This window comes from Nocardia sp. NPDC056000, assembly GCF_042269265.1.
In the GTDB taxonomy this organism is placed as follows: Bacteria; Actinomycetota; Actinomycetes; order Mycobacteriales; family Mycobacteriaceae; genus Nocardia.
Genome location: NZ_JBHJXS010000012.1, coordinates 352,767 through 375,709 on the forward strand (window position 1 = coordinate 352,767; position 22,943 = coordinate 375,709).

Below are 22,943 nucleotides of genomic sequence, written 5' to 3' on the forward strand. Positions count from 1 at the left end.
TGCCGGGACCGTGCGTGCGTGCGCGCCGGTCGGCGGCGAGATTGTCACTAGCAGTTCGCTTTTGGAGAAGGACAGACAATGAGCATGATCCTCGCCGTGCACGACGCGTATGGGCAGTTCCTCGCCCAGGTCGGTAATCCGACCCCCGAGGCGCCGCCCGCATCCGACAAATTGCTGAAGCTGGTTCGGTACTTCACCTGGTTCGTGCTGTTGTCCGGAATCATGGGAATCACCTACGCGGGCGGCAAGTTCGCCTGGGAGAAGTGGACGGGAGGCGGTTTGGAGTCGCCGAAGATGGTGGCAGGGGCCATGATTGGTGGAATCATCGCCACCAGCGCCGGAACCATCATGAACGCTGTGATCACCTAATGTCCGCCACAGTGGCCGTACTGGCCTACAAACAGATGCCGGCCGATGTACTGCGGCCGATGATGCAGCTGATCGACTGGCTGCTGTGGTGCGTACTGCTGTTCTGCCTGGCCTGGATGATCCTCTCGGCGGGGCGGCTGTGGTACGCGTTCCGCGACGATCTGGCCGCCAATGACGCGACGCACGGGGTGGTGGTGAGCCTGCTCGGCGCGATCATGGCGAGTTCGGCCAGCGGCATCGCACTCGCGCTGCTCCCGACGTAAGAGTTCAGGCATCGCAATTGTCCAGTGACGAAAAGACTTTGGAGGCGCCGTCATGAGCGAGAAGGAGTCGCCCGAGCGCGACCGCGTCTCGTTCGGCGTCATCGCCTCGGCCGCCGTGGTGGCGTTGATCATCATCGCGGGCATCGTGGTGTACATCAACCACGGCGACAGCACCCCCTCGGCGGCGAAACCCGATGGGACGGCCCCCACCACCTCCGAACCGGGCGCGACCGGTTTCGCCTCGCCCGAGGTGGATCTGTTCGGCCGCCGCGTCGACATACCCAATAACGCTGCCGGGCAACCGCTTCCGCAGCAGCCGAGTAAACGCAAGGCCACCGATCAGGATTGGCTGACCGCCGCCCCCGAGGGCACTGTCGAGCCGCACGGCTGGCAGCGGGTGTACGGCGCATCGGTACCCTTCTCCACCTCCGACGGCCCCACCAGGCTGGAAGACGGTCTGGCCGTTGGCTATTCGCACACGCCCCAGGGTGCGGCGCTGGCGGCGGCGCAGATCACCTATCGCCTCAACGCCCGCCCCGCCGACCGTGAACTCTATGTGCGGCAGGTGCGTGTTTCCGCCCAGCAGGTGTCCGCCTACGACCAGGCGCTCGCGGATCAGCGACTGCCGAAACAGCAGCCGGAGAAGGTGACCCGCTATCTGGTCGCCCCGGACGGCTTCCAGATCGAGAACTACGCCGACGATATGGCCATCGTGCGGCTGGCCGCACGCGGTCCGGTGCTCGACAGCAGACAGACCTGGGCCGCGGTGCGACTGATCATGGTGTGGGACGCCGGTGACTGGCGCCTCAAACCATCGAGCTCCAAGGCCTCGCAGACCGAATACGTGGACTCCCTGGCCGGGTGGACACGGTGGTAGACGAACGAGTGGTGACCAGTGAAGTGGCCCAGCGACCCATTGAGGGGTGGAACCACATGGTGAGGCGTATCTTTACGATCCTCGCGGTCGTGTTCACCGTCATGATCGCTACGCCGACCGTGGCGTACGGACAGGACTACGGATTCGATCCGGCCTGCAACCAATTACACGACTCGCTCGACGGTCTCGGCATTCCGGGGCTGTCCCTGGGCGATGCCGCCTCGGCCGCGTGCAAGGCGGGCAATGTCGCGACCCATCCGACCGATGCGGCCGCCGCCGTACGCGATAAGGCGTGGGACTCCACCTTCGGCAAGGTGGTCGACTCGCTGATGAACGGCCTGGGCGAGGCGCTGATCCTGGCGTTGACGTTCTGGATGAAACTGCCCAATGAACGGGTCAGCGATTCCGGATCGCTCTTCACCAAGATCAACGACTACACGTATCAGGTCCAGATACTCCTGTTAATGGTCTCGGTAATCCTTTCCGGCGCAAAGCTCGCCGAGGCCAGACGCGGAGCCGCGGTCAGTGAGGCCGCCGAATCGTTCCGAATGTACGCGCGCGTGGTCTTCAGCTCCTGGATGCTGGGCGCGGTGATCGTCGCCGCGACACAGGCTTCGGACAAGTTCTCCGAATGGGTGATCAACGACGCCACCAACGGCCAGGCCAAGGATCTGGCCGAGCTGATGGTGAAAACGTCCAAGCTGCAAGCGTTCTCGCCCGGCCTGGTGTTGATCATCGCCATCGTCGGCCTGCTCGGGGCGCTCGCGCAGATCGTGCTCGCCATCGTGCGCCAGGGTCTGCTGGTGGTGGCCGCGGGCGTATTGCCGCTGGCGGCAGCGGCTTCGGGCACCAATACCGGTAAACAGTCCTATCCCAAGCTGATCAGCTGGATCATCGCGTTCATGCTCTACAAGCCGGTGGCGGCGATCGTCTACATGATCGCCTTCGTCACCGCGGGCAATACCGATGATCTGACCTCGACGGCCGGTCTGCCCGACGCCGATCAGGCGCAGCGCATGCTGGTCGCCATCGTGCTGCTGTGCAGCGCGGCCTTCGTGCTCCCGGCGCTCATGCGCCTGGCCACCCCCGCCGTCTCCATCGTGGGCAGCGGTGGTTCGGGTCTGACCGCCACCACCGGCACCCTCGTCGGTGTCGCCGCGGTCGGCGCGGTCGGTACCCGCGCGGTGGCCGTGAAGGCAACGGCCGCACCGGGAGCCGCGGGATATGTCGGACCCGGCCGCGGCGGACGACCGCCGGGCGGTGGTCCGCGCGGTGGCGGCGGAGGCGGCGGTCCGCGACCGCCCGCACCGCGTCCGGCTCCGAGTGGCGGCGGCGCGGCGGCCGCGAATCCTTCCGGTCCGGGGACCTCGGGCGCAGTACCGTCAGGCGCGGCGCGGTCCGCGGCGAACCGGGTCGCCCAGGTCCGGGCGGCCACCGCCAGCCTGAACAAGGCCGATGCCGCCGCCGGCGATCTCGCCGGTGACCGCTGGGCCAACCGCGCACCCGACCTCGGCAGGAGCACCATTCCGCGATGACGATGACCGATACCTACGAGCGCCGGGCCTACGGTCTGTGGCAGAAGCCGCGCAGCGCAGGACTTTTCGGTCTGCGCTGGGGCGAGACCCTGGTCGGTTTCGCCGTCGTGATCAGCGGCCTGCTCACCGCGATGATCTTCGGGCCGATGCCCGCGCTCGTCGTCGCGGTATTCGGTCTGATCGTGATGGTTCCACTGGTGTGGCGGACGGGGGGCCGCTCGGGCTACGAGAACGGATTGATGATGTTCCATTGGTTGCGCGGCCGCAGCAAGGGCGAGCACGTCTACCGCGGCGGCCGGTTCTCCCGGATTCCGGGCGGTGTGACCCGGCTGCCCGGGCTGATGGCGCCGTCGCGGCTCTACGAGGGCATCGACGCGGGCGGTTACAGCTTCGGCATGATCCACCTACCCCAATTCGGCCAGTACACGGTCGTTTTGCGGGCCTGGCCGCAGGGGCACGAGGCGGTCGATCAGCCGGTTATCGACCGCTGGGTGTCGGCCTGGGGCACCTTCCTGGCCTCGCTGGGCCAGACGTCGGACATCGTGGCGGTGGTACCGGTCATCGATACCGTGCCCGAGACCGGAAACCGTTTGCTCACCGAGGTTTCCGCGATCACCCGCCCCGAAGCGCCGGATCTGGCGCAACAGGTCATGTACGAGCTGGCCACCGAACTGCCGCAGGAGCGAGTGCAGCTGCTGCCGCGCGTGGCCATCACGTTCAAGGCGACAACCGCTGAGCGGCGCAAGAATCCGGCGGAGGAGGCGGTCGAGATCGGCCGCCGCCTGCCCGGTATCTGCGCGGCGCTGGCGGAGGCGGGCGTGCGCGCCCAGCCCATGTCGGCCGACGATGTCATCTCCTTCATCCGCCGCAGCTACGATCCGGCCTCGCAGGCCGATCTCGAGGTGGCGGCGGGCGAACCCGGTGGGCACGGGCTGGATTGGGCCGATGCCGGACCGGTCTCGCATGAGGAGCGCTGGGATCACTTCATCCACGACGGCGGCCGCTCGGTCACCTGGGAGATGGACACCGCACCCGAGGGCGCGGTGGACGAGCGCGTGCTCCAGCGCCTGCTCGCCCCGAATCCCGAAGTGCCACGCAAGCGCGTGACCATCGTGTACCGCCCGCACTCCGCGGGCGACGCCGCCCAGATCGTGGATGACGATTTCAAGAACGCGCTGGTGGCGCAGCAGAGTGAGCGCGGTGTCGTCTCGGCGGCGGCGTCCATTCGCGTCGGCGCCACCCAGCAGGCGCGTGAGGAGCAGGCCAGGGGTCACGGTGTGACCCGCTTCGGGGCGCTGGTGACCATCACCGAACCCCTGCGCGGCGATCTGCCGCGCATCGAAGCCATTACCCGCGATCTGTCCACACAGTCGCGTTTGAAGATCCGGCGTTGCTATCGCTACCAGGCGGCGGCCTTCGCGGCCTCGCTCGGCTGCGGGGTGATCCTGCCGGAACACGCGACAATTCCGAAAGCGCTTGCGGGGTAACCCTTCATGCCACGTGACTTCGAACCTCCGGTCCGGGAACGCGATACCGCGCCGCCCGCCCGCCGTTCCACGCGCCGGGACACGCCCCCGGAACCGGACCTCATCCCGGAGGATCCGGCGCTGCCGGTGACCCGCGTGGCCCGTGACGAACACCGCCCGCGCCGCGGCACCCTGCCGGACCGTCGCATGCTGCGCCGCGATCCGCTTCCCGACGGTCCGGTGCAACTCGGCCCGGATCCGGAATCGGCGGAGCCGGAACAGCATTCGAATCCGGAGACGCCCGCGGGCCCGGATACGCGGAACCGGGAGGAGCTCGCCGGCACGGCTCCGGAGTCGCGGCCGGAGCCCGAGGTGGTCGCGCCGGAACCGGAGCCCGATCCGTGGTCTCGGGCCGGGCTCGGCGGAGTCGCGGATAGTGCTGTGCCGGAACTGTTCTCGGAACCGGAGCCCGAACTCTCCGCCGAGGAGGCGCAGGATCGCGCACGATCCACCGATGCGCTGCGATCGAGTGCGAGCTGGTCACTCGGCCGCCGGAAGAAGTTGCCCAGTCTGGAGCCCGAACCGTATTCGGGGCCGGAAACGGTGTCTCGCACCGAGATCGGCAGGTCCGAGGGCGCGAACGCGTCCGCGGCGGACACGGCGGGCGGACCGGAATCCGCCGATGGCTCGAAACAGTCGGAGCGCGAACGCGCGCCCCGCGCGGCGGAGGGGATGCGCCCGCGCGGTTCGGATCGAGTCGAGGGGGAGCGCATGGACGAGGACCACACGCGAGGGTTAGCGGGTAGTGAGACCGCGGCCACGCTGGAAGCGGAAACCGCCGGGCGCGAACGAACTCCGGGACACGACTCCGGGGAAGCCGCGGTCAGTGCGCGGCGGTCGCGCGGGACCGAGGGTGCGACGGCCGAGGGTTCGGCGCACGGTACGGAATCGGATCCGGCGATCCGGCGACGGGAAACGCCGCCGGGCCGGGAGGTCGCGCGCCGCGCCGACGCGGGCGATCGGACGGCCGATCCGGCCGGACGGGAACACCGCCGGGCGGCGGGGCCCGAGCGGGAGGGACGACGCGGTGAGGGCCGGGACGCCCCGCGCGGTAGCGGAATCGAGAGTGTGCGCGGCCGCGGTCGCGAGTCGTCCCCGGGTGACGGCCGCGATATCGCGGGCGATGGGCACGAACGCGGGCATCGGGAGGGATACGACGCCACCCGCGGTGAGGGTCGTGAACCCGGCCGCAGGCGCGCTGACGGTCGAGATGCGAGTCAGGGACGCGAAATCCCGCGTGGTGACGGTCGTGCGGCCGGGCGCAGCGAGATTCGCGGTGAGCGCGCTGAGGTTCGCGAGGGCCGCGGTGAGCGCGACGGGCGCGGTGAGGTTCGCGAAGGCCGCGGGGAGCGCGACGGGCGCAGCGAGGTTCGCGACGGGCGCGCCGAGCGCGACGGGCGGGCCGAAGCGCGCGAGGGTGCGCGAGATCCGCAGCGCGCCGCGGGAAGTGACGCGCGCACCGGTGCTGGCCGTAAGCGGCCCACCGATCCGGATCGGGTGCATTTGGGCGGGCGGACCGGTTCGCCCGGGCGTACCCGGCGGCCGCGGCCGGACGGTGAGCCGGGGGAGCGCACGGGGCGGGATCGGCGCGGCCGGACCGAACGCGGTGCGGCCGAAGCGCAGGGCCGCGGGTCCGCGGGTAAGGGCAAGGGCGAGACCAGGAGTGAGCGCGCCGAGCGGACCAAGGCCGCGAAATCGGCTGCCGCCAAACGCCGTGCCGCCGCGAAGAAGAAGCAGAAGCAGGCCGGTCCGAAGCTGCTCGATGATTCGACGCGCGCCAAGCTCGAGGTCATCACCCGCGAGCAGAACGGGCTCGGTGCGCTGTGGGCGACCTTCCGCCTGCACACCGATGATCTGCGGCGGCGCAATTTCGCGGCGCGCGCGGAGCGCATGGAGTACGGCAGCTTCGACGAATTCGACCGCACCACACAGCAATTGACCGATCGCGGCTATATCGGCGCGGGCGGCGGGCGAATGAACGTGGTGGGCAGGCCGGTGGAGTACCGGGCCACCACCGCGCAGGTCGCGGGCCTGTGGCCGTGGTCGGTGGGCGCGGGCGCGCCGCTGATCGGTACGCCGCTGGGTTCGCATCTGCATACCGGCGCACCGGTGTGCTTCGACCCGATGAACTGGTTCATGCGCGGCAGCTTCATCACCGCGCCGAGCCTTTTCGTGCTGGGGCTCAACGGTTTCGGCAAATCCTCGCTGGTGCGCCGGATCGTGCTCGGCGGTGTGGCGCAGGGCATCACCCCGCTCATCCTGGCCGACGTCAAGCCCGACTACCGCAAGCTGGTGGAACTGGTCGGCGGTCAGGTCATCGATCTGGGTTACGGCCACGGCAAACTGAATCCGCTGGCCGCGGGCGTGCTGGGTTCCATCGTCCCGATGCTGACCGAGCTGCCCGCACTGCACACCCAGGTGATGCAGGAGTTGCGCGCCCGCCAGGTCACCCTGGTCGCGGGTCTGGTGGAGCTGGTTCGCGGTGCGCGCGTACGGGATTACGAGGAGACCCTGCTGGCCACCGCGCTGCGCATCCTCTACCGCCCGGGCAGCGCGTTCACCCCGGACAAGCCCCCGATCATCGAGGATCTGCTCACCGTGATCGTGGCGGGCGGTGATGAACTCCAGCTCGACGCGGGCGCGGACAATCCCGACGAATACCAGAACGCCATCAAGGGTCTGCGCCGCTCACTGCGCGCGCTCACCCAGGGTCCGTTCGGCGCGGTCTTCAACGGCCAGACCACAACTCCCATCGACACCACCGCCACCGCGGTCTGCATCGACGTCTCGCATATCCCGAGCGGTGACAAGAAGCTCAAGGCCGCGGTCATGCTGGCCTGCTGGGCTGACGGTTTCGCCTCGGTCGAGGCCGCGCACGTGCTGGCGGACGCCGATCTGGGTCCGCAGCGCTACTTCCAGGTGGTGATGGACGAGCTGTGGCAGGTGCTCGGCCTGGGCGACTTCATGGTCGACCGCGTGGACGAATTGACCCGTCTGCAGCGCGGTATCGCCACCTCGCTCATCATGATCAGCCACACCATCAAGGATCTGCAGGCCCTGGGTTCGGAAGCCGCCATCGCCAAGGCGCTCGGCTTCCTGGAACGCGCCCGCGCCAAGATCTTCGGCGCGCTACCGGCCGAGGAGATCGCCCGCCTGGACTCCACGGTCCCGTTCACCTCCGCCGAGGAGGATATGGTCACCAGCTGGTCCGCGCCGCAGGCGCTGACCGGTGAGGCGCTCAAACCGGGGCAGCAACGCCCGCCCGCGCCCGGCACCGGCAAATTCCTGCTCAAGATCGGTGAGGACCGGCGCCCCGGTATTCCGTTCCACATGGAGTTCACGTGGTCCGAGAAGGAAAGCGGAATCCACGACACCAACCAGCGGTTCAGTGAATTCACCGAATCCACCGCCCGCCGCGGCACCGACGACGGGAGTGTTACCGAATGATGCCGCACAGGTCCTACCGAAGAGTGTCGCCGGAAGTGCGCCAGGCCGCCGTCGAGCAGGTCATCGCACTCACCGGAAAACTGCGCTCGGAATCCGAGGCATGCCGGGTGGTCGCCGAACAGATTGGCGTGCACACCAATTCGGTGCGCAACTGGGTTCGCGCCGCCGAAACCCCCGGCCTGGAACAGATGGACGCCACCAACCTGCGCCGCAAAGTAGCTCTGCTGCAACAGCAGCTGGCCGCCGCCGCGGAAATGAACCGCACCCTGGTGGAAACCCTCTACGACGCCAAGCGGGGCATGTGACCGCGGGCCGGGTGACCCTATGACCGCACCGCCGGTACGCGGACACGCCGGGCCGGGAAACCCGCTGGTATGGCCCGGGTGTCGGTCACAGCGTCTAGCCTGGATATCAGGTCCGCAATCGCGCGAACAGCGCGCGACGGCCGGTGCGGCAACCGTACGAAGGACTGGGCAACGCACGAAACTGGTGGTGATGCTGGTGCTGAGCGTCGCAATGCTGGTGTCCGCGTGCAGTAGTGGCAGTGACGGTGATTCCACGCCGAGCAGGCTGAATCCGCCGACATCCACCACGCGCCTGCTGCAGAGTGCCCCGGCACCGGACCCGACCACCGCGGACGGAGTCGCGGTGGCGGCGCTGCGCGAGATATTCACCTGGTATCCGGTCACCGAAACCCAGAGCGCGTCGCTGGGCCGGGCGCGGAAATGGCTGGGTCCCACGCTCATCCGTACACTGGACACACCACCCACCAGCGCCGAAATGCCGAAGGCGACGCTGCAGTGGGCCGACTGGGCCAAGGCCGGAGCGCATATAGAGGCGTTCGCCTTCGCTTCGGGTGAGACCGCACCACCCGGGGCGGATCCCAATCGGGCGCAGTACAAGATCGGTATCGAACAGACGGTCGTCTATCCGGACGGGCGGCGCAGCCCGCTCCCGGCCAGTACGGTCGTCGCTACCGTCGTACGAACCAACGGCACCTGGCAACTCGACGGATTCCGTTGAGCGGCAACGACATACAGGTCATCTGAGGAGGCTGGAGATGGCGAAAGCACCGGTGAAGGATCCGGCCGAAGCGGGCCCGGACCATCAACTGAACATGATCTACGCGGGCTTCGCGGTCTTCGGAACCCTGTGGCTGGCAATCCAATTGGGCAATCTGCTGTCCACGCCGAAGCAGGATGTGCCGATCAACCCGATCGCCATCGGCGTCGCCCTGGCCAAGGGCAAGCTGGAATGGCGCTGGAGCTCGACCATCATCGTGCTGCTGGTGATCGCCGCCGCGCTCGGATACCAGCTGTACAAGCGCAGGGCGAAGGCGCGCAAGGCCATCGGGCGACTCCCGGTCGACGACAAGGCCGACGTCATGGGCAATGGTGGCGCGATCAAGGCGCTCACCGATGCCGGTGTCCGCGAGAAGGCCGAACAGCTCGGCATGCGCCTGGGCCGTGAGGATATGCCCGGCGTGCCGATCGGCATGTCCGTCGCGGATGGCTGCATGCTCTACGGCTCGTACGAGGATCTGCACATCGACATCTGGGGTCCGCGCCAGGGCAAGACCACCTCGCGGGTCATCCCGGCGATTCTCGCCGCCATCGGCCCGGTGCTGGTCACCTCCAATAAGCGCGATGTCGTCGATGCCACCCGAGATGTGCGCGACAGCAAGGGCAGTCCGATCTTCATCTTCGATCCGCAGGACATCGCGGTCGATCCGATGAACTCCGATGACCGTGCCCGCACCTGGTTCTGGGATCCGCTGGCCTGGGTCGACGCCCGCAGCGACGGATGCGAAATGCGCGCCGCCCGTTTGGCCGGACACTTCGCCGACGGTGATGACAGCTCCGGTTCGGTCGCCACCTCCACCGACAGCTTCTTCGATCAGGAAGCCGAGGATCTGCTCGCCGGTCTGTTCCTGGCCGCCGCGGTGGACGAGCGCCCCATCACCCAGGTGTGGGAGTGGGTCACCAACCCGCAGGACACCGAACCGATCGAATTGCTGCGCCGCTCCGGCCGTTTCCACTTCATGGCCTCTGGTCTGGCACAGCAGTACAACGTCGACGAGCGCACGCGCAGTGGCGTTTTCGGCACCGCCAAGAAGATGGTGCGCTGCCTCAAGCTGTCGAATGTGCACCGCTGGATCACCAAGGAATTCGGCGGCCAGCAGTTCGACGAACTCGCCTTCATCCGCGATAACGGCACCCTGTACTGCCTCTCGCTCGAAGGCCGCGGTTCGGCCGCACCACTGGTCAGCGCGCTCACCGAGGCGGTCATCGACGTCGCCACCCGCGAGGCGTCCCGCTCACACGGCGGCCGCCTGGAGATCCCGCTGCTCGCGGTGCTCGACGAGGCCGCGAACGTGGTGCGCTGGAAGGATCTGCCCAAGCAGTACAGCCACTTCGGCTCGCGCGGCATCGTGGTCATGACGGTGTTGCAGTCGTGGGCGCAGGGCGCCCGCTGCTGGGGTGCGGACGGTATGGAAGCGCTCTGGGCCGCGGCCAATATCAAGGTGCTCGGCAGCGGTGTCGACGATACGAAATTCCTCACCGAACGCTCCGAGGCCATCGGCGATTACGACAGCATCTCCCAGTCCGTCTCGGAATCCTCTGGCGGCAAGAGCTATTCGCGTTCGCTGGGTTCCTCGCGCACCTTCAGCGTGAACGGCCTGGCCACCCTGCCGCGCGGGCGCGCCATCGTATTCTCCTCCGGCACACCGGCGGTGCTGGTGCGCACCGTGCCGTGGTGGGAGGGTGAATACAACGAAGAGGTGAAGAAGTCGATCACGCATCACGATCCCTCACCTCGCCGCAAGACCGAAATCGTTGATCTGATCGGCGCGCCGTCGCTGATCAAGGCAGAGCCGGCGAGCGACGCCGGGCAGATTGAGGAGGTCCGGCCGCTGTGAACGAACAGCAGGAAACACCGATGGTCTACGCCAGCGTGGTGGAGTTCGTGGAGAACTACCTGAGCCTGGTGTACCGGCGGCAGGTGACCGATATCAGCGATACCGTCTGGTGCCCGGAATGGTGGAAACACGCCGAGGCGGTGGCGCGCCTGGATGCCATGTGGCGCGCATGGGAGCATTTCCGCAAGGACGGCAAAACCGGTCTGTCGGTGTGGTTTCTGGATCACGCCGATCCGCATATGGCGAAACTGTTCGACCCCAAGGGGCCGTTCAAGTACTGCAGCGTGCGCAACGGCCATAAGGACATGCTCACGCCGCTGCCGTTGAAGTCGCCGGTGGGCGGACTGTTCAGCGATCCCACCATGGGTGATTTCCGGATGTAGCACGCGGATCACCCCGGCAGGACAACGGGCCGAATCGGGGTCGCGCTGTCGGAAGCTATGTGGCGGATCGTGTTTCGACGCGATCCGCCGCTTCGCTTTATCGAGTCGAGTGGATCAGGAACGAACGCGTTCGCGCCCGCGGGCTTCCTGTTCCCGGGCGCGGCGCTGTGCCACCGCGGCCTCCTGCTCCTTGGCGCGCACGGCCTCGGCCGCGGACTGCGCCTGCCCGACCTCCATCAACATGCGCACCGCCGCCAGTTCGGGAGCGATACCCATGCGCGAAAGATGTTGGGCCAGAGCGGTTCGGCGCTCGACGGAGTCATAGCGCACCAGGGACTTGTTCATCGCGGCCTGGGTCGCGGCCATACGGGTGGCCTCGGCCTGCGCGGCGAACCGGTCCTTCTCGAGGGATACACCCTTGTCGAGCGGCGGCTTCTCGATCATCCGCGCGAGAGCCACATTGCGCGGATCCTTGGCCTTGGCATCCGCTGCTTCCCGGAGCTGACGCTCACGGGCTTCCTTCTGCCGGGCTTCGGTGACTTTGACGCGGGCTTCCGCCTCTTTCTGGCCACGTTCCCGGGTTCGCAGCGCGACAAGTGTCGCGAGCTGCAACATTTGCCTCATCATCGCCGCGGTTTCGCGGCCGATGTCGTCGAGTTCCTCGGCCATCGCATGCTCCCCGATGCTGCAGTGATCACTATGGATGATTGTGGTGCTTCGTCACGGACATCGCCACACGAACGGTAATTCGGGTAGTCATGTCCCGCCTGCAAACGTGGACACCGAGAGCACTTGGAGGCGTTGGGGTTACTGCCCGTTGGGGGTTGCCCGGTGGGCTGTACTACGCCGCTTCGTACTCCGTTCTACGAGATTACCAGCGAAAACTCGGATACCGCCGCACGCGCGCGTCGCGATACAGCATATATCGCACAATTCCGGCAGTGTGCGGAAAACTCAGGATTTTCTTTGGTTAGGAAAGCCTTACACAGAAGGTTCGGTGGCCGCTTCCAGCACGTTTCGCCGGAAACCAAACGGTCCCGGTGTCGAGTGACACCGGGACCGAAAGACCATGCCGGTCAGTCGTTTTGGGGCGATCAGTCGATTTTGACCGACTTGATGGATACGTTGTCGACCGGCGCGCCGTCCTGTCCGCCGCCCTGCACGCCCGCGGCCGCGATCTTGTCGAGCGTGGCCAGACCGGCCTCGTCCACCGTGCCGAAGATGGTGTACTGCGGCGGCAACTTGGAATCGCCGTAGACCAGGAAGAACTGGCTGCCATTGGTTCCCGGCCCGCTATTGGCCATGGCCAGCGTGCCGCGCTTGTAATCGATCGGGGTGTCCGCCGCCGGATCCATCGGGCTGATCCCGGCGGTCGGGTACTCATTGTCGAACTCGTAACCGGGTCCGCCCGAACCGGAGGCGCTGGGATCACCGCACTGCAGCACCTTGAGGCCCTCGGTGGTGGTCATCCGGTGGCATTTGGTGTCGTCGAAGAACTTCTGGTTCGCCAGATTCTCGAAACTCTTTACCGTGCAAGGGGATTGCTCGGCGTTCAGCTGAACCGGGATCGGTCCCTCGGTGGTGTCCAGGGTTGCCTTGGCGTTCTTCACATCCGAGAGCTTGCCCACCTTGCCGGGCTTGTCCACCGGGCGCGCGGCCGGCGACTGCGCGGCGCGGAAATCACACGCGCTCGCGGTCGTATCGGCGTCATCGCCCTTGGTCCAGTAGTAGATGCCGACACCCGCCGCGACCGCGACCACGACGCCCACCGCGGAGGCGAGGATGGTCATCTGCTTGCGCTTGCGCGCCCGCTGGGCCCGGCTGGCGACCTGACGCTCCAGCTTCCGTTTCGCCGCAGCGCGTCGCTGTTCATTGCTCGGCACTAGCTAGTCCCTCCGTATCGGTTGCTTCCGGGCTAAGAGTGTGCCATCAGTTCCTGAGACAATCCCTTATAACCGCTGCACGATAACCGGTTGGACTTGCGGAAGCACCATGGGGAAAACTGGACGCCGTGACCAAGACCAGCAGCTTCCGTGCCCCGAAGGGTGTGCCCGACTATCTCCCGCCCGTATCGACGGAGTTCATCGCCGTGCGCGACGCGCTCATGAACACCGCTCGACTGGCCGGATACGGGCATGTGGAGCTGCCGATCTTCGAGGAGACCGCGCTCTTCGCGCGGGGTGTCGGCGAGTCGACCGATGTGGTCTCCAAGGAGATGTGGACCTTCGCCGATCGCAACGGTGAGAGCTTCACGCTGCGGCCCGAAGGCACCGCCGGCGTCATGCGCGCGGTCATCCAGCACGGACTCGATCGCGGGCAGCTGCCGGTGAAACTCGCCTACGCCGGGCCGTTCTTCCGCTACGAACGACCGCAGAAGGGTCGCTACCGGCAGTTGCAGCAGGTCGGCGTGGAGGCCATCGGCGTGGATGATCCGGCGTTGGACGCCGAGGTCATCGCCATCGCCGATCGCGGTTTCCGCTCCCTGGGCCTGGACGGCTTCCGCCTGGAACTGACCTCGCTCGGTGACGACTCCTGCCGCCCGCAATACCGGGAGTTGTTGCAGGAGTTCCTGTTCAAGCTTCCGCTCGATGAGGAGACCCGCCGCCGCGCCGAGATCAACCCGCTGCGGGTGCTCGACGATAAGCGTCCCGAGGTCAAGGAAATGACGGCGGGCGCGCCGCTCATGATCGATCACCTGTCCGAATCCGCCAAGGCGCACTTCGATCTGGTACTCGGCTACCTGGACGCGCTCGGCGTGCCGTACGTGGTCAACCCGCGCATGGTGCGCGGACTCGACTACTACACCAAGACCACCTTCGAATTCGTGCACGACGGTCTCGGCGCGCAATCCGGTATCGGCGGCGGCGGCCGCTATGACGGACTGATGGCCGAACTCGGCGGTCAGCCGCTGTCCGGCATCGGTTTCGGCATCGGCGTCGACCGCACCGTGCTGGCCCTGGAAGCCGAAGGCAAGTCCGCCACGGACGGTTCCCGGGTGGACGTGTTCGGCGTATCGCTCGGCGATATCGCCAAACAGCGCCTGGTCGTGCTCGCCGCACAGCTGCGCGCGGCGGGCATCCGCACCGACCTCGCCTACGGCGGGCGCGGTGTCAAGGGCGCCATGAAGGCGGCCGACAAGTCCGGCGCCCGTTACGCATTGGTGCTCGGCGACCGCGAGGTCACCGAGGGCGAGATCGGGCTCAAGGATCTGAGCAATGGCGAACAGCGCCAGATCCCGCTGGACGAGGCCGTCGCCCGGGTGACCGCAGCCCTTGCGGGCCAACAGGATTGATCGACCTTCCCGGACGGCCTGAGCGCCGTCCGGAAAGCACGGCCATATCCGGGCGGACAGACCGCTCCGACTGGTAGCGTCCCGTGCGGCGCGCGGCCAGTGCGCCACGCCCACCGGCGCGCCTCCCGGATGAATGCGCAACCGTGACTGAACAATCCGCACCGGGGCCCGTCGCCGAGATCGGGCTCGATCTGATCGCACCCGAGGTACTCGCGCCCGCACTGCGCCGATTGACGCTGGCGGCCATCGGGATCGGGGCGGGGGTGGGACTGCTGGCCGCGGTACTGGTGAGCTGGCAGGTGGGCCTCGCGGTGGGGCTGGTGCTCGGAGCACCGACCGCGCTCTACGCGATCGCCGTGCAGCGCAGGCGAATTCGGCTGTCCGGCACCGAAATCCGAGCTCGGACCTGGCGCGGGGAGAAACGGCTCGATCTGTCCGCCGCCACCGGGGTGGAAATCCTGGTGCATCCCGGCCGCCTGAGCCGAATCGTCTTGCGCGCCACCGCAGGACCCGATACCCGCATCGTCCCGCTCGGCATGTACACCGATACCGGTGAGGGTCGCGAACTGCACCCGCTGGGCTTGCGCAAACTGGCCGACGCGCTATCGGCCTGCCCGCTCGCCGCCGCCCTGGCGGTCTCCGATGTACTCATCCTGCAATCGCGGACCGAGGCGCGCGACGCCTACGCCGAGGAGCGGCCGCTGTACCGGGCGGTCCGGTTGGTGCGGGATCGGGACGCGGTGTCCACGATTGTGCTGACCGACGCCGATATCGCCCAATTGGCCCGCTGATCGCTGTGTCCGCGCCGCGCGGGCGGCCGGTCGATCAAGGGCGCACACCCCGGCCGCATCGGGGTTGCCACGCCATATCGGCGGGCGCGAAATACTCGCACGTCGCAGGCCGCCGGAGGATGCGGGTTCGGGCGCGGATCACCGCCGCGACGCCGCGCGAGCGGTGTCCGGGGATCCCGCGCGCGGTGTCTGATTGCTCACGAACGGCCTCACGAGCCGGGTGTTCGGACGGTGAGCACGGTTAGGGTTGGGGCGGAGAATCGACTACCGCTAGGAGTTCGTCGTGAGCACTGCCGCTCGGCCGGAGCCTGTGACCGTCACCGTTACCGGGGCCGCCGGACAGATCGCCTACGGGTTGCTGTTCCGGATCGCCTCCGGGGCACTGCTCGGGGCCGACACGCCGGTGCGCTTGCGGCTGCTGGAGATTCCGGCGGCGGTGTCCTCGCTCGAGGGCGTCGCCATGGAGCTCGAGGACGGTGCGTTCCCGCTGCTGGCCGGGATCGATATCTCCGATGATCCGTGGGTCGGGTTCGACGGTGCGAATATCGCGCTGCTGGTCGGCGCGCGCCCGCGCACGGCGGGTATGGAGCGCGGGGATCTGCTCGCCGCCAACGGGCCCATCTTCACCGATCAGGGTGCGGCCATCAATGCCAATGCGGCGCAGGACATCAAGGTGCTGGTGGTCGGAAATCCGGCCAATACCAACGCTTTCATCGCCGCGAGCAACGCCCCCGATGTGCCCGCCGCGCGTTTCACCGCGCTGACCCGCCTGGACCACAATCGCGCGATCGCGCAGGTGGCGAAGAAGACCGGTGCGGCCGCGGCCGATATCGAGCGAATCGCCATCTGGGGCAATCACTCCGCGACCCAGTACCCGGATCTGAGCTATGCCACGGTCGGCGGGAAGCCCGCGCTCGAGCTGATCGGCGATCAGGCGTGGGTGGAGAACGACTTCATTCCGACCGTGCAGCAGCGCGGCACCGCGATCATCAAGGCGCGTGGCGCGTCCTCGGCGGCGAGTGCGGCCAGCGCCGCCATCGACCACATCCACGATTGGGCGCTGGGCACCGCGCCCGGTGAATGGGTCTCGATGGCGGTGCCGTCGGACGGTTCCTACGGTGTGCCCGAGGGTTTGATCAGCTCGTTCCCGGTCACCTGCGCCGATGGCGAATACCACATCGTGCAGGGCCTGGAGATCGGCGAATTCTCCCGTGCCCGAATCGATCTCAGCGTCGCGGAGCTGGCGGCCGAGCGCGATGCGGTCATCGAGCTCGGCTTCGCCAAGCGTTCCTGATCTAGCGCACCTTGGCGATGATGTTGTCGCCGTACCACTTGATCTTGGTGATCTTCTCCTCCAGGGTCTCCGTATCGTGCTCCTTGGCGTAGGAGTTGCGGAAACCGACGATCAGATCGGTGATGCCCTTCTCCTCGACGCGCTTGACCCCGTCCGGGGTGTAGCCGTCGTAGGAGACGGCGTGGATCTCGAACTCGCCGGGATTGTCACGCTCACTGCGCAATTCGTTGATCCGGGCCAGATACTTGTCCAGCTCCTCGGCATTGCCGCCCGCGTGCATCCAGCCGTCGGTCAGACGCACCGCGCGCTTGAGCGCGGCATCGCTGTGCCCGCCGACCAGGATCGGCAGCGGCTTGGTCGGCGCGGGGGTGAGCTTGATCTTCTGGATGTCGTAGAACTCGCCGTGGTACTCGAAGTACTCGCCGGTGGACAGGCCCTTCACGATCTCGATGCATTCGTCCAGGCGCTTGCCGCGGCGCTCGAACGGTACGCCCATGATGTCGAAATCCTCCGGCCACGGGCTGATGCCGACGCCCAGCGCGAAGCGGTTATTGCTCAGGCGCGCAAGCGAACTCGCCTGCTTGGCGACCAGCACCGGCGGGCGGATCGGCAGTTTGAGCACGAACGGGGTCAGCCGCAGCGTGGTGGTGGCCGCCGCGATGGCCGCCGACAGCACGAAGGTCTCGATGAACGGCTTGTCCTCGAGGAATTCGCGGTTGCCGTCGGAGTTGTACGGATACTTCGAGTCCGATTCGGCCGGATAGGCAATGCTGTCCGCCACGGTGATGCTGTCGAACCCGGCCGCCTCGGCCGCCTGAGCGAGGGGGATGTAGTAATCCGGGTTGGTCATCGCCTCCGCATAGGTGAAGCGCATCGGGTTCGTCCTCTCGACAGTGAGCAAGTTCGAAAACTAGAACAGATTCTAGTTGTTGTCGTGATGCTAGCCCGATATCGGCCGCGGCGGCAGATGAACCGGCCGAAACCTGCCACCCGGCCGCGATATCGCTGAGGTGCAGCATTTGTTGTAGCGCAGCCGTCGCCGACCGGCCCGTGAGGGTCTCGGTAGCTGAGATGGCCCACCCGAGGGGGTTGCCTTTCGAATCTGCACCTTGTTCTAATCCAAGGCATGACCATCGCCATCACCGGATCCGGGTCGGGCATCGGAGCGGCCACCGCCGCCGCGCTCACCGCGGCGGGCCACGACATCATCGGCATCGACCTGCGCAATGCCGATGTGACCGCCGACCTCACCGATCCGGCCGCCCGCGCCGCCGCCGTCGAGGCGGTGCTGGAGCGTTCCGGCGGTGTGCTGAACGGCCTGATCCTGTGCGCCGGTGTCGGCCCGCACGTGCCGGACCCGAACTTCGTGGTCGAGATCAACTACCGCGCCACCATCGCCTTCCTCGATGCGCTGTTCCCCGCCCTGCAGAAGGGCGAATCGCCTGCGGCAGTGGTGGTTTCGTCGGTTGCCTCCACCCACATCAAGTGGGAGGACAACCCGATCAACAAGGGTACCGAGGCCGAATCCTTCGCCTCCGCAGGCGATTTCGCGGGCCAGTACGCCTACGCCTCCTCCAAGAACGCCGTCACCGTCGCGGTCCGCCAGCGCGCCGTCGAATGGGGTAACGCCCGCGTTCGCCTGAACACCGTCGCCCCCGGCAGCGTCGACACCCCGCTGCTGCAGGCGGGTATGGACGATCCGCGCTACGGCGACGCCATCCGCAACTTCGTCGCCCCCATCGGCCGCAATGGCACCCCGGCCGAAATCGCCTCCCTCATCAAGTTCTTGATCGGTCCCGACGCGGGCTTCATCCACGGCGCGCAGTTCGTCATCGACGGCGGTATCGACGCCCAGGTCCGCCCCTCGGCGGTCTGACCCGGCGCCGGGCGATCCCCGGCCCACGAACGGTGGCCGTCGCCCGCGAGGTGTACAAATCCGCAATCGGTCTCGGCCCCCACGATGCCGCGGTCCCGGAGCAGCTACTCCGGGACCGCGGCATCATTTCGTTCGCACCCGGCGTCGCCGGATCGGGTCAGAGTTGGTCCGAGATGTGGTCGCCGGTGGGCTCGTCGTCGGGCTGACCGATGACCCCGGGGCTGGCCGCGCCGAGGTTGCCGGTGAGTTCGCTTTCGGCGGTGCGGCTTTGGTGGGGCTGGACGGTGCGGGAGGAATCCTGATCGGAGCCGCCGCGCTGGCCCGCGCCCGCTGCCGGGGAGCCCATGAAGCCGGGGCTGGCGGGGCCGCCCATGCCGGGGGCTCCCGCCGCTCCGGAACCGAAGGGGTTGGCCTGGGCGGCGATTCGGCCGCCGGGGATGGAGGAGCCGGGGCCGCCCGGGACCGAGGGGATACCGCCGCCGAGGCCGCCGCCACCCGCGCCGCCGCCACCGGCCGCACCACCGCCGCCTCCGCCCAGGCCCGCGGCCTTGGTGTCGAGATCGGTGGGGGAGCTGGGGTTCGGGTTCGCCGGGGTGGTCGCGGACGGGTTGATCGCGCCCTCCAGGAGCGACTTGGCCTGTTCCAGGATGGGCTGGCCGACGTTCTGGGCGAGCGATTGGGCGACCTCGGCGGGGTTGACGCCGGTGCCGTTCCGGCCGAGCAGCTGGCCGATGACGGCGTTGAGTTGGGTGGTGTAGCCGGAGAGTTCGCCGTGGGTCAGGTTGACGACCGTGATGGCCGAGCCGAGATGTTCTGTGGCGGAGGCGATCAGGGCGGTCTGGCCCGGGGGAGTCAGGGCTACCGGGGCCAGCGCCGTGGCCTGTGCGGCGAAGGATTGCGCGATGGCCGTGAGCTGGATATTGCCGCGCTGCACCACCGCGGCGGCCTGTTCGGTGAGGGTGGACAGATCGAAGCCGCGCTGGGTGGTTTCCTGACCGTGCGCCTGCGCCTGCTGACCCGCCGACTGCGCCTTATCGGAAGCCTGTCCCTTCCACAGTGATTCGACCGTTTTGAGCGCGCCGCCGCCGACCTGCACGGCACTCTCGATGAATTTCGAGCCCTGGCTCAGCAGCGTCGCCGGGTTCACCGCGCCCAGGACGCCGGTGCCGAAGCTGTTGATCAGATCCAGGAACGGTCTGAACAGGGCGTCGATACCCGGAATCGCCGGGACGGACAGGCCCTTCATGAGGTCGCCGACCGGATCGGCGGGCAGCGGCGGCAACACCGGATTACCGGCGGCCCGGGTGAACGCGGCCTGCGCGGCAGCGAGGGCGGCGGGGACATTGTTCAACGCGGTCTGGGCATTGCCGAGCACACCCTGGGCATCGCTCAATGCCCGTTGAGCGCCGGAGAGCACACCGTGCGCGGAATCGAGTGCGGGCGAGACCGCACCGTCCAGCACCGAGGCGGCATGCGTATCGCCGCCCGAACCGCCCGGAAAATGCGGCAGGCCACCCGAGAGCGGGGTGCTCTCCTGCTCGAATTCCTTGCGGGACAAGGCGAATGCGGGCGGTTCGAAGTCGGCGATATCGGCGGGGAGATCACCGAGCGGCAGCGTGGGCAGCGCACCGGGATACATGGCAGGCAATGCCTGCGCGGGATCGGCCATCGGAGCGATCGGATGGTGCATTCCGATCACGCCGGAATCGAGGGGCCTCATACCTGCTCGCCGATCCGGCTCGCCGCACTGCCCAGCCCGCTCGCGAAGGAGTCGTCGGTGGCGTCGTAGGTGGCAGCGGAACCGAAGGCGGTCTGCCCGATATGTGCGAATCGCTGGGACAGCGCGTTGATATCTCTATCGTGCAGTAGCTCGGCGACCGCGAAGCTGGCCAGGAAATCCGCGCCGATGAGCCCGAAGACGGGTGTCATGGCGGCAACGTGCGAGGCCGTGTCGATGCCGCCGGTGGCGGCGATATCGGCGGCTACGCCGTGCTGTGCGGTAGCGAAGCCGCGGACCGCGTCGGTGTCGACCGAGAGATCGGCCATGGGAGCCCCCCAATCAGCGTGACTGGCATCGAGTCGAAAACACATGCGGTTGCGAATATAGCCCACCGAGAGTCCAGCTCGGCGTGCCGTTCGTCTCCACGCCGCAGGTAGAAGCGGTTTCCGGATCGTCGCCCGGCCGTTCTTGCAAATTAGAACAAGTTCTATATTCTTCATCACATGAAGGTCGCAGTCACCGGCGCCGCCGGGTTCCTTGGCACCAATTTGCTTCGCCTGCTTACGGATCGCGGTCACGAGGTGACTGCCATCGATCGCGTCCGCCCCGCCACCGATACGCCCGGCGTGACGTGGGTGAGCGGCGATGTGCTCGATCCCGCCTCGATGCGCAAGACCCTCGACGGGGCCGAGGTGGTCTACCACCTGGTGGCGCTCATCACCCTCGCGCACAAGAACGATCTGGCCTGGCGGGTGAACACCGAGGGTGTGCGCGTGGTCGCCGAGGCCGCCCTCGAGGTCGGCGCGCGCCGCATGGTGCACACCAGCTCGATCCACGCGTTCAACCAGTACACCTGCGGTGGCGTCATCAATGAGCGCGCGCCGCGGTCCATCGATCCGGAACTGCCGGTCTACGACCGCTCCAAGTTCCAGGGTGAGATCGAACTGCGCAAGGTCATCGACAAGGGTCTGGACGCGGTCGTCTGCAATCCGACCGGTGTGTACGGTCCCGTCGACCACACCGATTCGCGCATCAACAAGACCCTCTGGGATGCCGCGCGCGGCCGCGTCCCGGTCATGATCAGCGGCGGCTTCGATCTGGTCGATGTGCGCGATGTGGCCGGCGGCCTGGTGCTCGCGGGCGAGCGCGGTAAGACCGGTGAGAACTATCTGCTCGGTGGCCACTTCACCAATATGTTCGACGCCACCCGGCTCGCGGCCGAGGTGAACGGAAAGATGAAGCCCGCCTTCGCGATTCCGGCCAAACTGATCAACTCGCTGATGCCGGTGATGGAACCGGTCGCCAAGGCCATGGGCAGCGATCGCATCTCCAAGGCCGCCATGGGCGCGCTGCTGTCGGCTCCGATTGTGGAGCACGACAAGGCAACCGCCGAAATCGGTTACCGGCCGCGGCCTGCCGAGGAGACCATTCGCGATCTCGTCGCGTTCTACAACGGCCAGAATTTCAAGGTCGTCACGCAGAAGATCGCGTGACACCGGCGGAGACGCTTGACTTACGCTAGAACAAATGTTCGACTTGGGTGGTGCGGTGGCAGAGCCAGACCTTGGAGGCCGATAACGGCGCGCTGCCCGGGCTCGAACGCGCGGGATTCGTTCGCAGCGTACAGACTCCGGACTTCGAAGGCATCACCTTCCACGAGGTGTTGTGCAAGTCCGCGCTGAACAAGGTGCCCGACGGCGGGAGCCTGCCGTTCAATTGGACGATCAACCCCATGCGCGGCTGCTCGCACGCGTGCACCTACTGCTTCGCACGCGGCACCCACGAATATCTGGATCTGGACGCGGGCGATGATTTCGACCGTCAGATCGTGGTCAAGACCAATGTCGCGGCGGTGCTGCGCCGGGAGCTGCACAAGCGCTCCTGGCATCGGGAAACCGTTGCGCTGGGGTCGAATACGGATCCCTATCAGCGCGCCGAGGGCCGCTACCGGCTGATGCCGGGCATCATCGGCGCGCTCGCCGAATCGGGGACGGGCTTCTCCGTTCTCACCAAAGGCACCCTGATGCGCCGGGATCTGCCGCTGCTCACCCAGGCGGCGCAGCAGGTGCCGGTGCATCTCGCGGTGTCCATCGCGATTCTCGATCCGGAACTGCACGCCAGTCTCGAGCCCGGTACGCCTTCACCGCGAGCGCGCCTGGAGTTGGTGCGCGCCTTGGCCGATGCCGGTTTCGCCGTGAATGTCATGGTGGCCCCGATCATTCCGTACCTCACGGACAGCCGCGCCCACCTCGATGAGTTGATCACCGCCATCGCCGATGCGGGCGCGGCGAGTGTGGTCGCATTCCCCATGCACCTGCGCGGCAGCACCCGCGGCTGGTTCCTCAATTGGCTCGCCGAACAGCACCCGGCGATGCTGCGCCGGTACCGGCAGCTGTATGGTCGCGGTGCTTCGGTGACACCGGAGTACTCCGCATGGCTACGCGGTCGGATCGAGCCACTGCTGGAGAAGCACGGTTTGAACGGCGAACGGCAGGCCGAACCCGAGGTGCGCGCCGCCGTATCGCAGACGCCCGACCCGCAACTGGCCCTGTTCGCCTGACGCCAGTCGCGCAATCTTTGCCTGATTCACCAATCTCTGCCCGTTTCACCGCTCACATTCGCGGGCGTGCCGCGAATATAGCGGAGTAGT

Annotated in this window: 21 protein-coding genes; 16 read left to right on the forward strand and 5 right to left on the reverse strand. The window is 67.3% G+C overall.

The annotated features are described in order from the left end of the window. Window positions 1-78 precede the first annotated feature (78 nt). The 10 genes from ACFC4D_RS33260 (at window position 79) to ACFC4D_RS33305 (ending at window position 11,320) form a co-directional block, all read left to right on the forward strand. Window positions 79-369: a hypothetical protein gene (locus tag ACFC4D_RS33260; protein ID WP_364632339.1), complete on the forward strand. Its 291-nt coding sequence runs from the start codon at window positions 79-81 to the stop codon at window positions 367-369. Further along, entirely contained in the window at window positions 369-632 is a 264-nt protein-coding gene (locus ACFC4D_RS33265) for a hypothetical protein (protein ID WP_375953529.1), read from the forward strand. Before ACFC4D_RS33260 ends, ACFC4D_RS33265 begins: the two co-directional genes overlap by 1 nt. 52 nt (window positions 633-684) lie before the next feature. After that, on the forward strand, window positions 685-1,509 hold the full coding sequence (locus ACFC4D_RS33270; RefSeq protein WP_375953527.1) for a hypothetical protein: 825 nt from the start codon (window positions 685-687) through the stop codon (window positions 1,507-1,509). Window positions 1,510-1,565: 56 nt separating this feature from the next. Then, on the forward strand, window positions 1,566-3,044 hold the full coding sequence (locus tag ACFC4D_RS33275) for a hypothetical protein (RefSeq protein WP_375953525.1): 1,479 nt from the start codon (window positions 1,566-1,568) through the stop codon (window positions 3,042-3,044). Continuing rightward, window positions 3,041-4,531, forward strand: coding sequence for an SCO6880 family protein (locus ACFC4D_RS33280; RefSeq protein WP_375953523.1), 1,491 nt, complete (start codon window positions 3,041-3,043; stop codon window positions 4,529-4,531). The genes ACFC4D_RS33275 and ACFC4D_RS33280 overlap by 4 nt, the downstream gene beginning before the upstream one ends. 6 nt (window positions 4,532-4,537) lie before the next feature. Then, entirely contained in the window at window positions 4,538-8,017 is a 3,480-nt protein-coding gene (locus ACFC4D_RS33285; protein WP_376069055.1) for a hypothetical protein, read from the forward strand. Next, the gene (locus ACFC4D_RS33290) at window positions 8,014-8,322 is read left to right on the forward strand and encodes a transposase (protein ID WP_376069057.1); all 309 of its coding nucleotides are present in this window, start codon (window positions 8,014-8,016) and stop codon (window positions 8,320-8,322) included. Before ACFC4D_RS33285 ends, ACFC4D_RS33290 begins: the two co-directional genes overlap by 4 nt. 190 nt (window positions 8,323-8,512) lie before the next feature. Continuing rightward, on the forward strand, window positions 8,513-9,040 hold the full coding sequence (locus tag ACFC4D_RS33295; protein WP_375953520.1) for a hypothetical protein: 528 nt from the start codon (window positions 8,513-8,515) through the stop codon (window positions 9,038-9,040). Window positions 9,041-9,077: 37 nt separating this feature from the next. Then, the gene (locus ACFC4D_RS33300) at window positions 9,078-10,937 is read left to right on the forward strand and encodes a type IV secretory system conjugative DNA transfer family protein (RefSeq protein ID WP_375953518.1); all 1,860 of its coding nucleotides are present in this window, start codon (window positions 9,078-9,080) and stop codon (window positions 10,935-10,937) included. Next, window positions 10,934-11,320, forward strand: a complete 387-nt coding sequence (locus ACFC4D_RS33305) for a DUF4913 domain-containing protein (protein WP_364632357.1) — start codon at window positions 10,934-10,936, stop codon at window positions 11,318-11,320. Before ACFC4D_RS33300 ends, ACFC4D_RS33305 begins: the two co-directional genes overlap by 4 nt. A gap of 114 nt (window positions 11,321-11,434) precedes the next feature. Here the strand turns inward: ACFC4D_RS33305 and ACFC4D_RS33310 are convergent, their stop codons facing one another. Together ACFC4D_RS33310 and ACFC4D_RS33315 are read right to left on the reverse strand one after the other, a co-directional pair. Next, window positions 11,435-11,989, reverse strand: a complete 555-nt coding sequence (locus tag ACFC4D_RS33310; RefSeq protein ID WP_364632359.1) for a hypothetical protein — start codon at window positions 11,987-11,989, stop codon at window positions 11,435-11,437. A gap of 425 nt (window positions 11,990-12,414) precedes the next feature. Continuing rightward, a complete protein-coding gene (locus ACFC4D_RS33315; RefSeq protein WP_375953516.1) occupies window positions 12,415-13,203 on the reverse strand; it encodes a peptidylprolyl isomerase in 789 nt (262 codons plus the stop codon). A 128-nt stretch (window positions 13,204-13,331) separates the two neighbouring features. Here ACFC4D_RS33315 and hisS point away from each other — a divergent pair, with 128 nt between their 5' ends. The 3 genes from hisS (at window position 13,332) to ACFC4D_RS33330 (ending at window position 16,697) form a co-directional block, all read left to right on the forward strand. Then, window positions 13,332-14,612 carry a histidine--tRNA ligase gene (gene hisS, locus ACFC4D_RS33320; RefSeq protein WP_375953514.1) on the forward strand — a complete coding sequence of 427 codons (1,281 nt, stop codon included), beginning with the start codon at window positions 13,332-13,334 and terminating at the stop codon, window positions 14,610-14,612. A gap of 143 nt (window positions 14,613-14,755) precedes the next feature. Beyond that, the gene (locus ACFC4D_RS33325) at window positions 14,756-15,403 is read left to right on the forward strand and encodes a hypothetical protein (protein ID WP_376069060.1); all 648 of its coding nucleotides are present in this window, start codon (window positions 14,756-14,758) and stop codon (window positions 15,401-15,403) included. A gap of 283 nt (window positions 15,404-15,686) precedes the next feature. Continuing rightward, entirely contained in the window at window positions 15,687-16,697 is a 1,011-nt protein-coding gene (locus tag ACFC4D_RS33330; RefSeq protein WP_376069062.1) for a malate dehydrogenase, read from the forward strand. 1 nt (window position 16,698) lies between these two features. On the opposite strand, the gene ACFC4D_RS33335 is transcribed toward ACFC4D_RS33330, so the two are convergent. Continuing rightward, the gene (locus tag ACFC4D_RS33335) at window positions 16,699-17,571 is read right to left on the reverse strand and encodes a TIGR03619 family F420-dependent LLM class oxidoreductase (RefSeq protein ID WP_364632369.1); all 873 of its coding nucleotides are present in this window, start codon (window positions 17,569-17,571) and stop codon (window positions 16,699-16,701) included. Window positions 17,572-17,823: 252 nt separating this feature from the next. Here ACFC4D_RS33335 and ACFC4D_RS33340 point away from each other — a divergent pair, with 252 nt between their 5' ends. Then, window positions 17,824-18,573: an SDR family oxidoreductase gene (locus ACFC4D_RS33340; RefSeq protein WP_376069065.1), complete on the forward strand. Its 750-nt coding sequence runs from the start codon at window positions 17,824-17,826 to the stop codon at window positions 18,571-18,573. A 157-nt stretch (window positions 18,574-18,730) separates the two neighbouring features. On the opposite strand, the gene ACFC4D_RS33345 is transcribed toward ACFC4D_RS33340, so the two are convergent. Both ACFC4D_RS33345 and ACFC4D_RS33350 read right to left on the reverse strand, forming a co-directional pair. Beyond that, window positions 18,731-20,242, reverse strand: a complete 1,512-nt coding sequence (locus ACFC4D_RS33345) for a hypothetical protein (RefSeq protein ID WP_376069068.1) — start codon at window positions 20,240-20,242, stop codon at window positions 18,731-18,733. 47 nt (window positions 20,243-20,289) lie between these two features. After that, window positions 20,290-20,619 carry a type VII secretion target gene (locus ACFC4D_RS33350; protein WP_364632376.1) on the reverse strand — a complete coding sequence of 110 codons (330 nt, stop codon included), beginning with the start codon at window positions 20,617-20,619 and terminating at the stop codon, window positions 20,290-20,292. 177 nt (window positions 20,620-20,796) lie between these two features. On the opposite strand from ACFC4D_RS33350, the gene ACFC4D_RS33355 reads away from it, so the two are divergent. Next, on the forward strand, window positions 20,797-21,786 hold the full coding sequence (locus ACFC4D_RS33355; RefSeq protein WP_376069070.1) for an NAD-dependent epimerase/dehydratase family protein: 990 nt from the start codon (window positions 20,797-20,799) through the stop codon (window positions 21,784-21,786). A 50-nt stretch (window positions 21,787-21,836) separates the two neighbouring features. Further along, complete coding sequence (locus tag ACFC4D_RS33360) at window positions 21,837-22,853, forward strand: Rv2578c family radical SAM protein (RefSeq protein ID WP_375953502.1); 1,017 nt, start codon at window positions 21,837-21,839, stop codon at window positions 22,851-22,853. Window positions 22,854-22,943 lie beyond the last annotated feature (90 nt).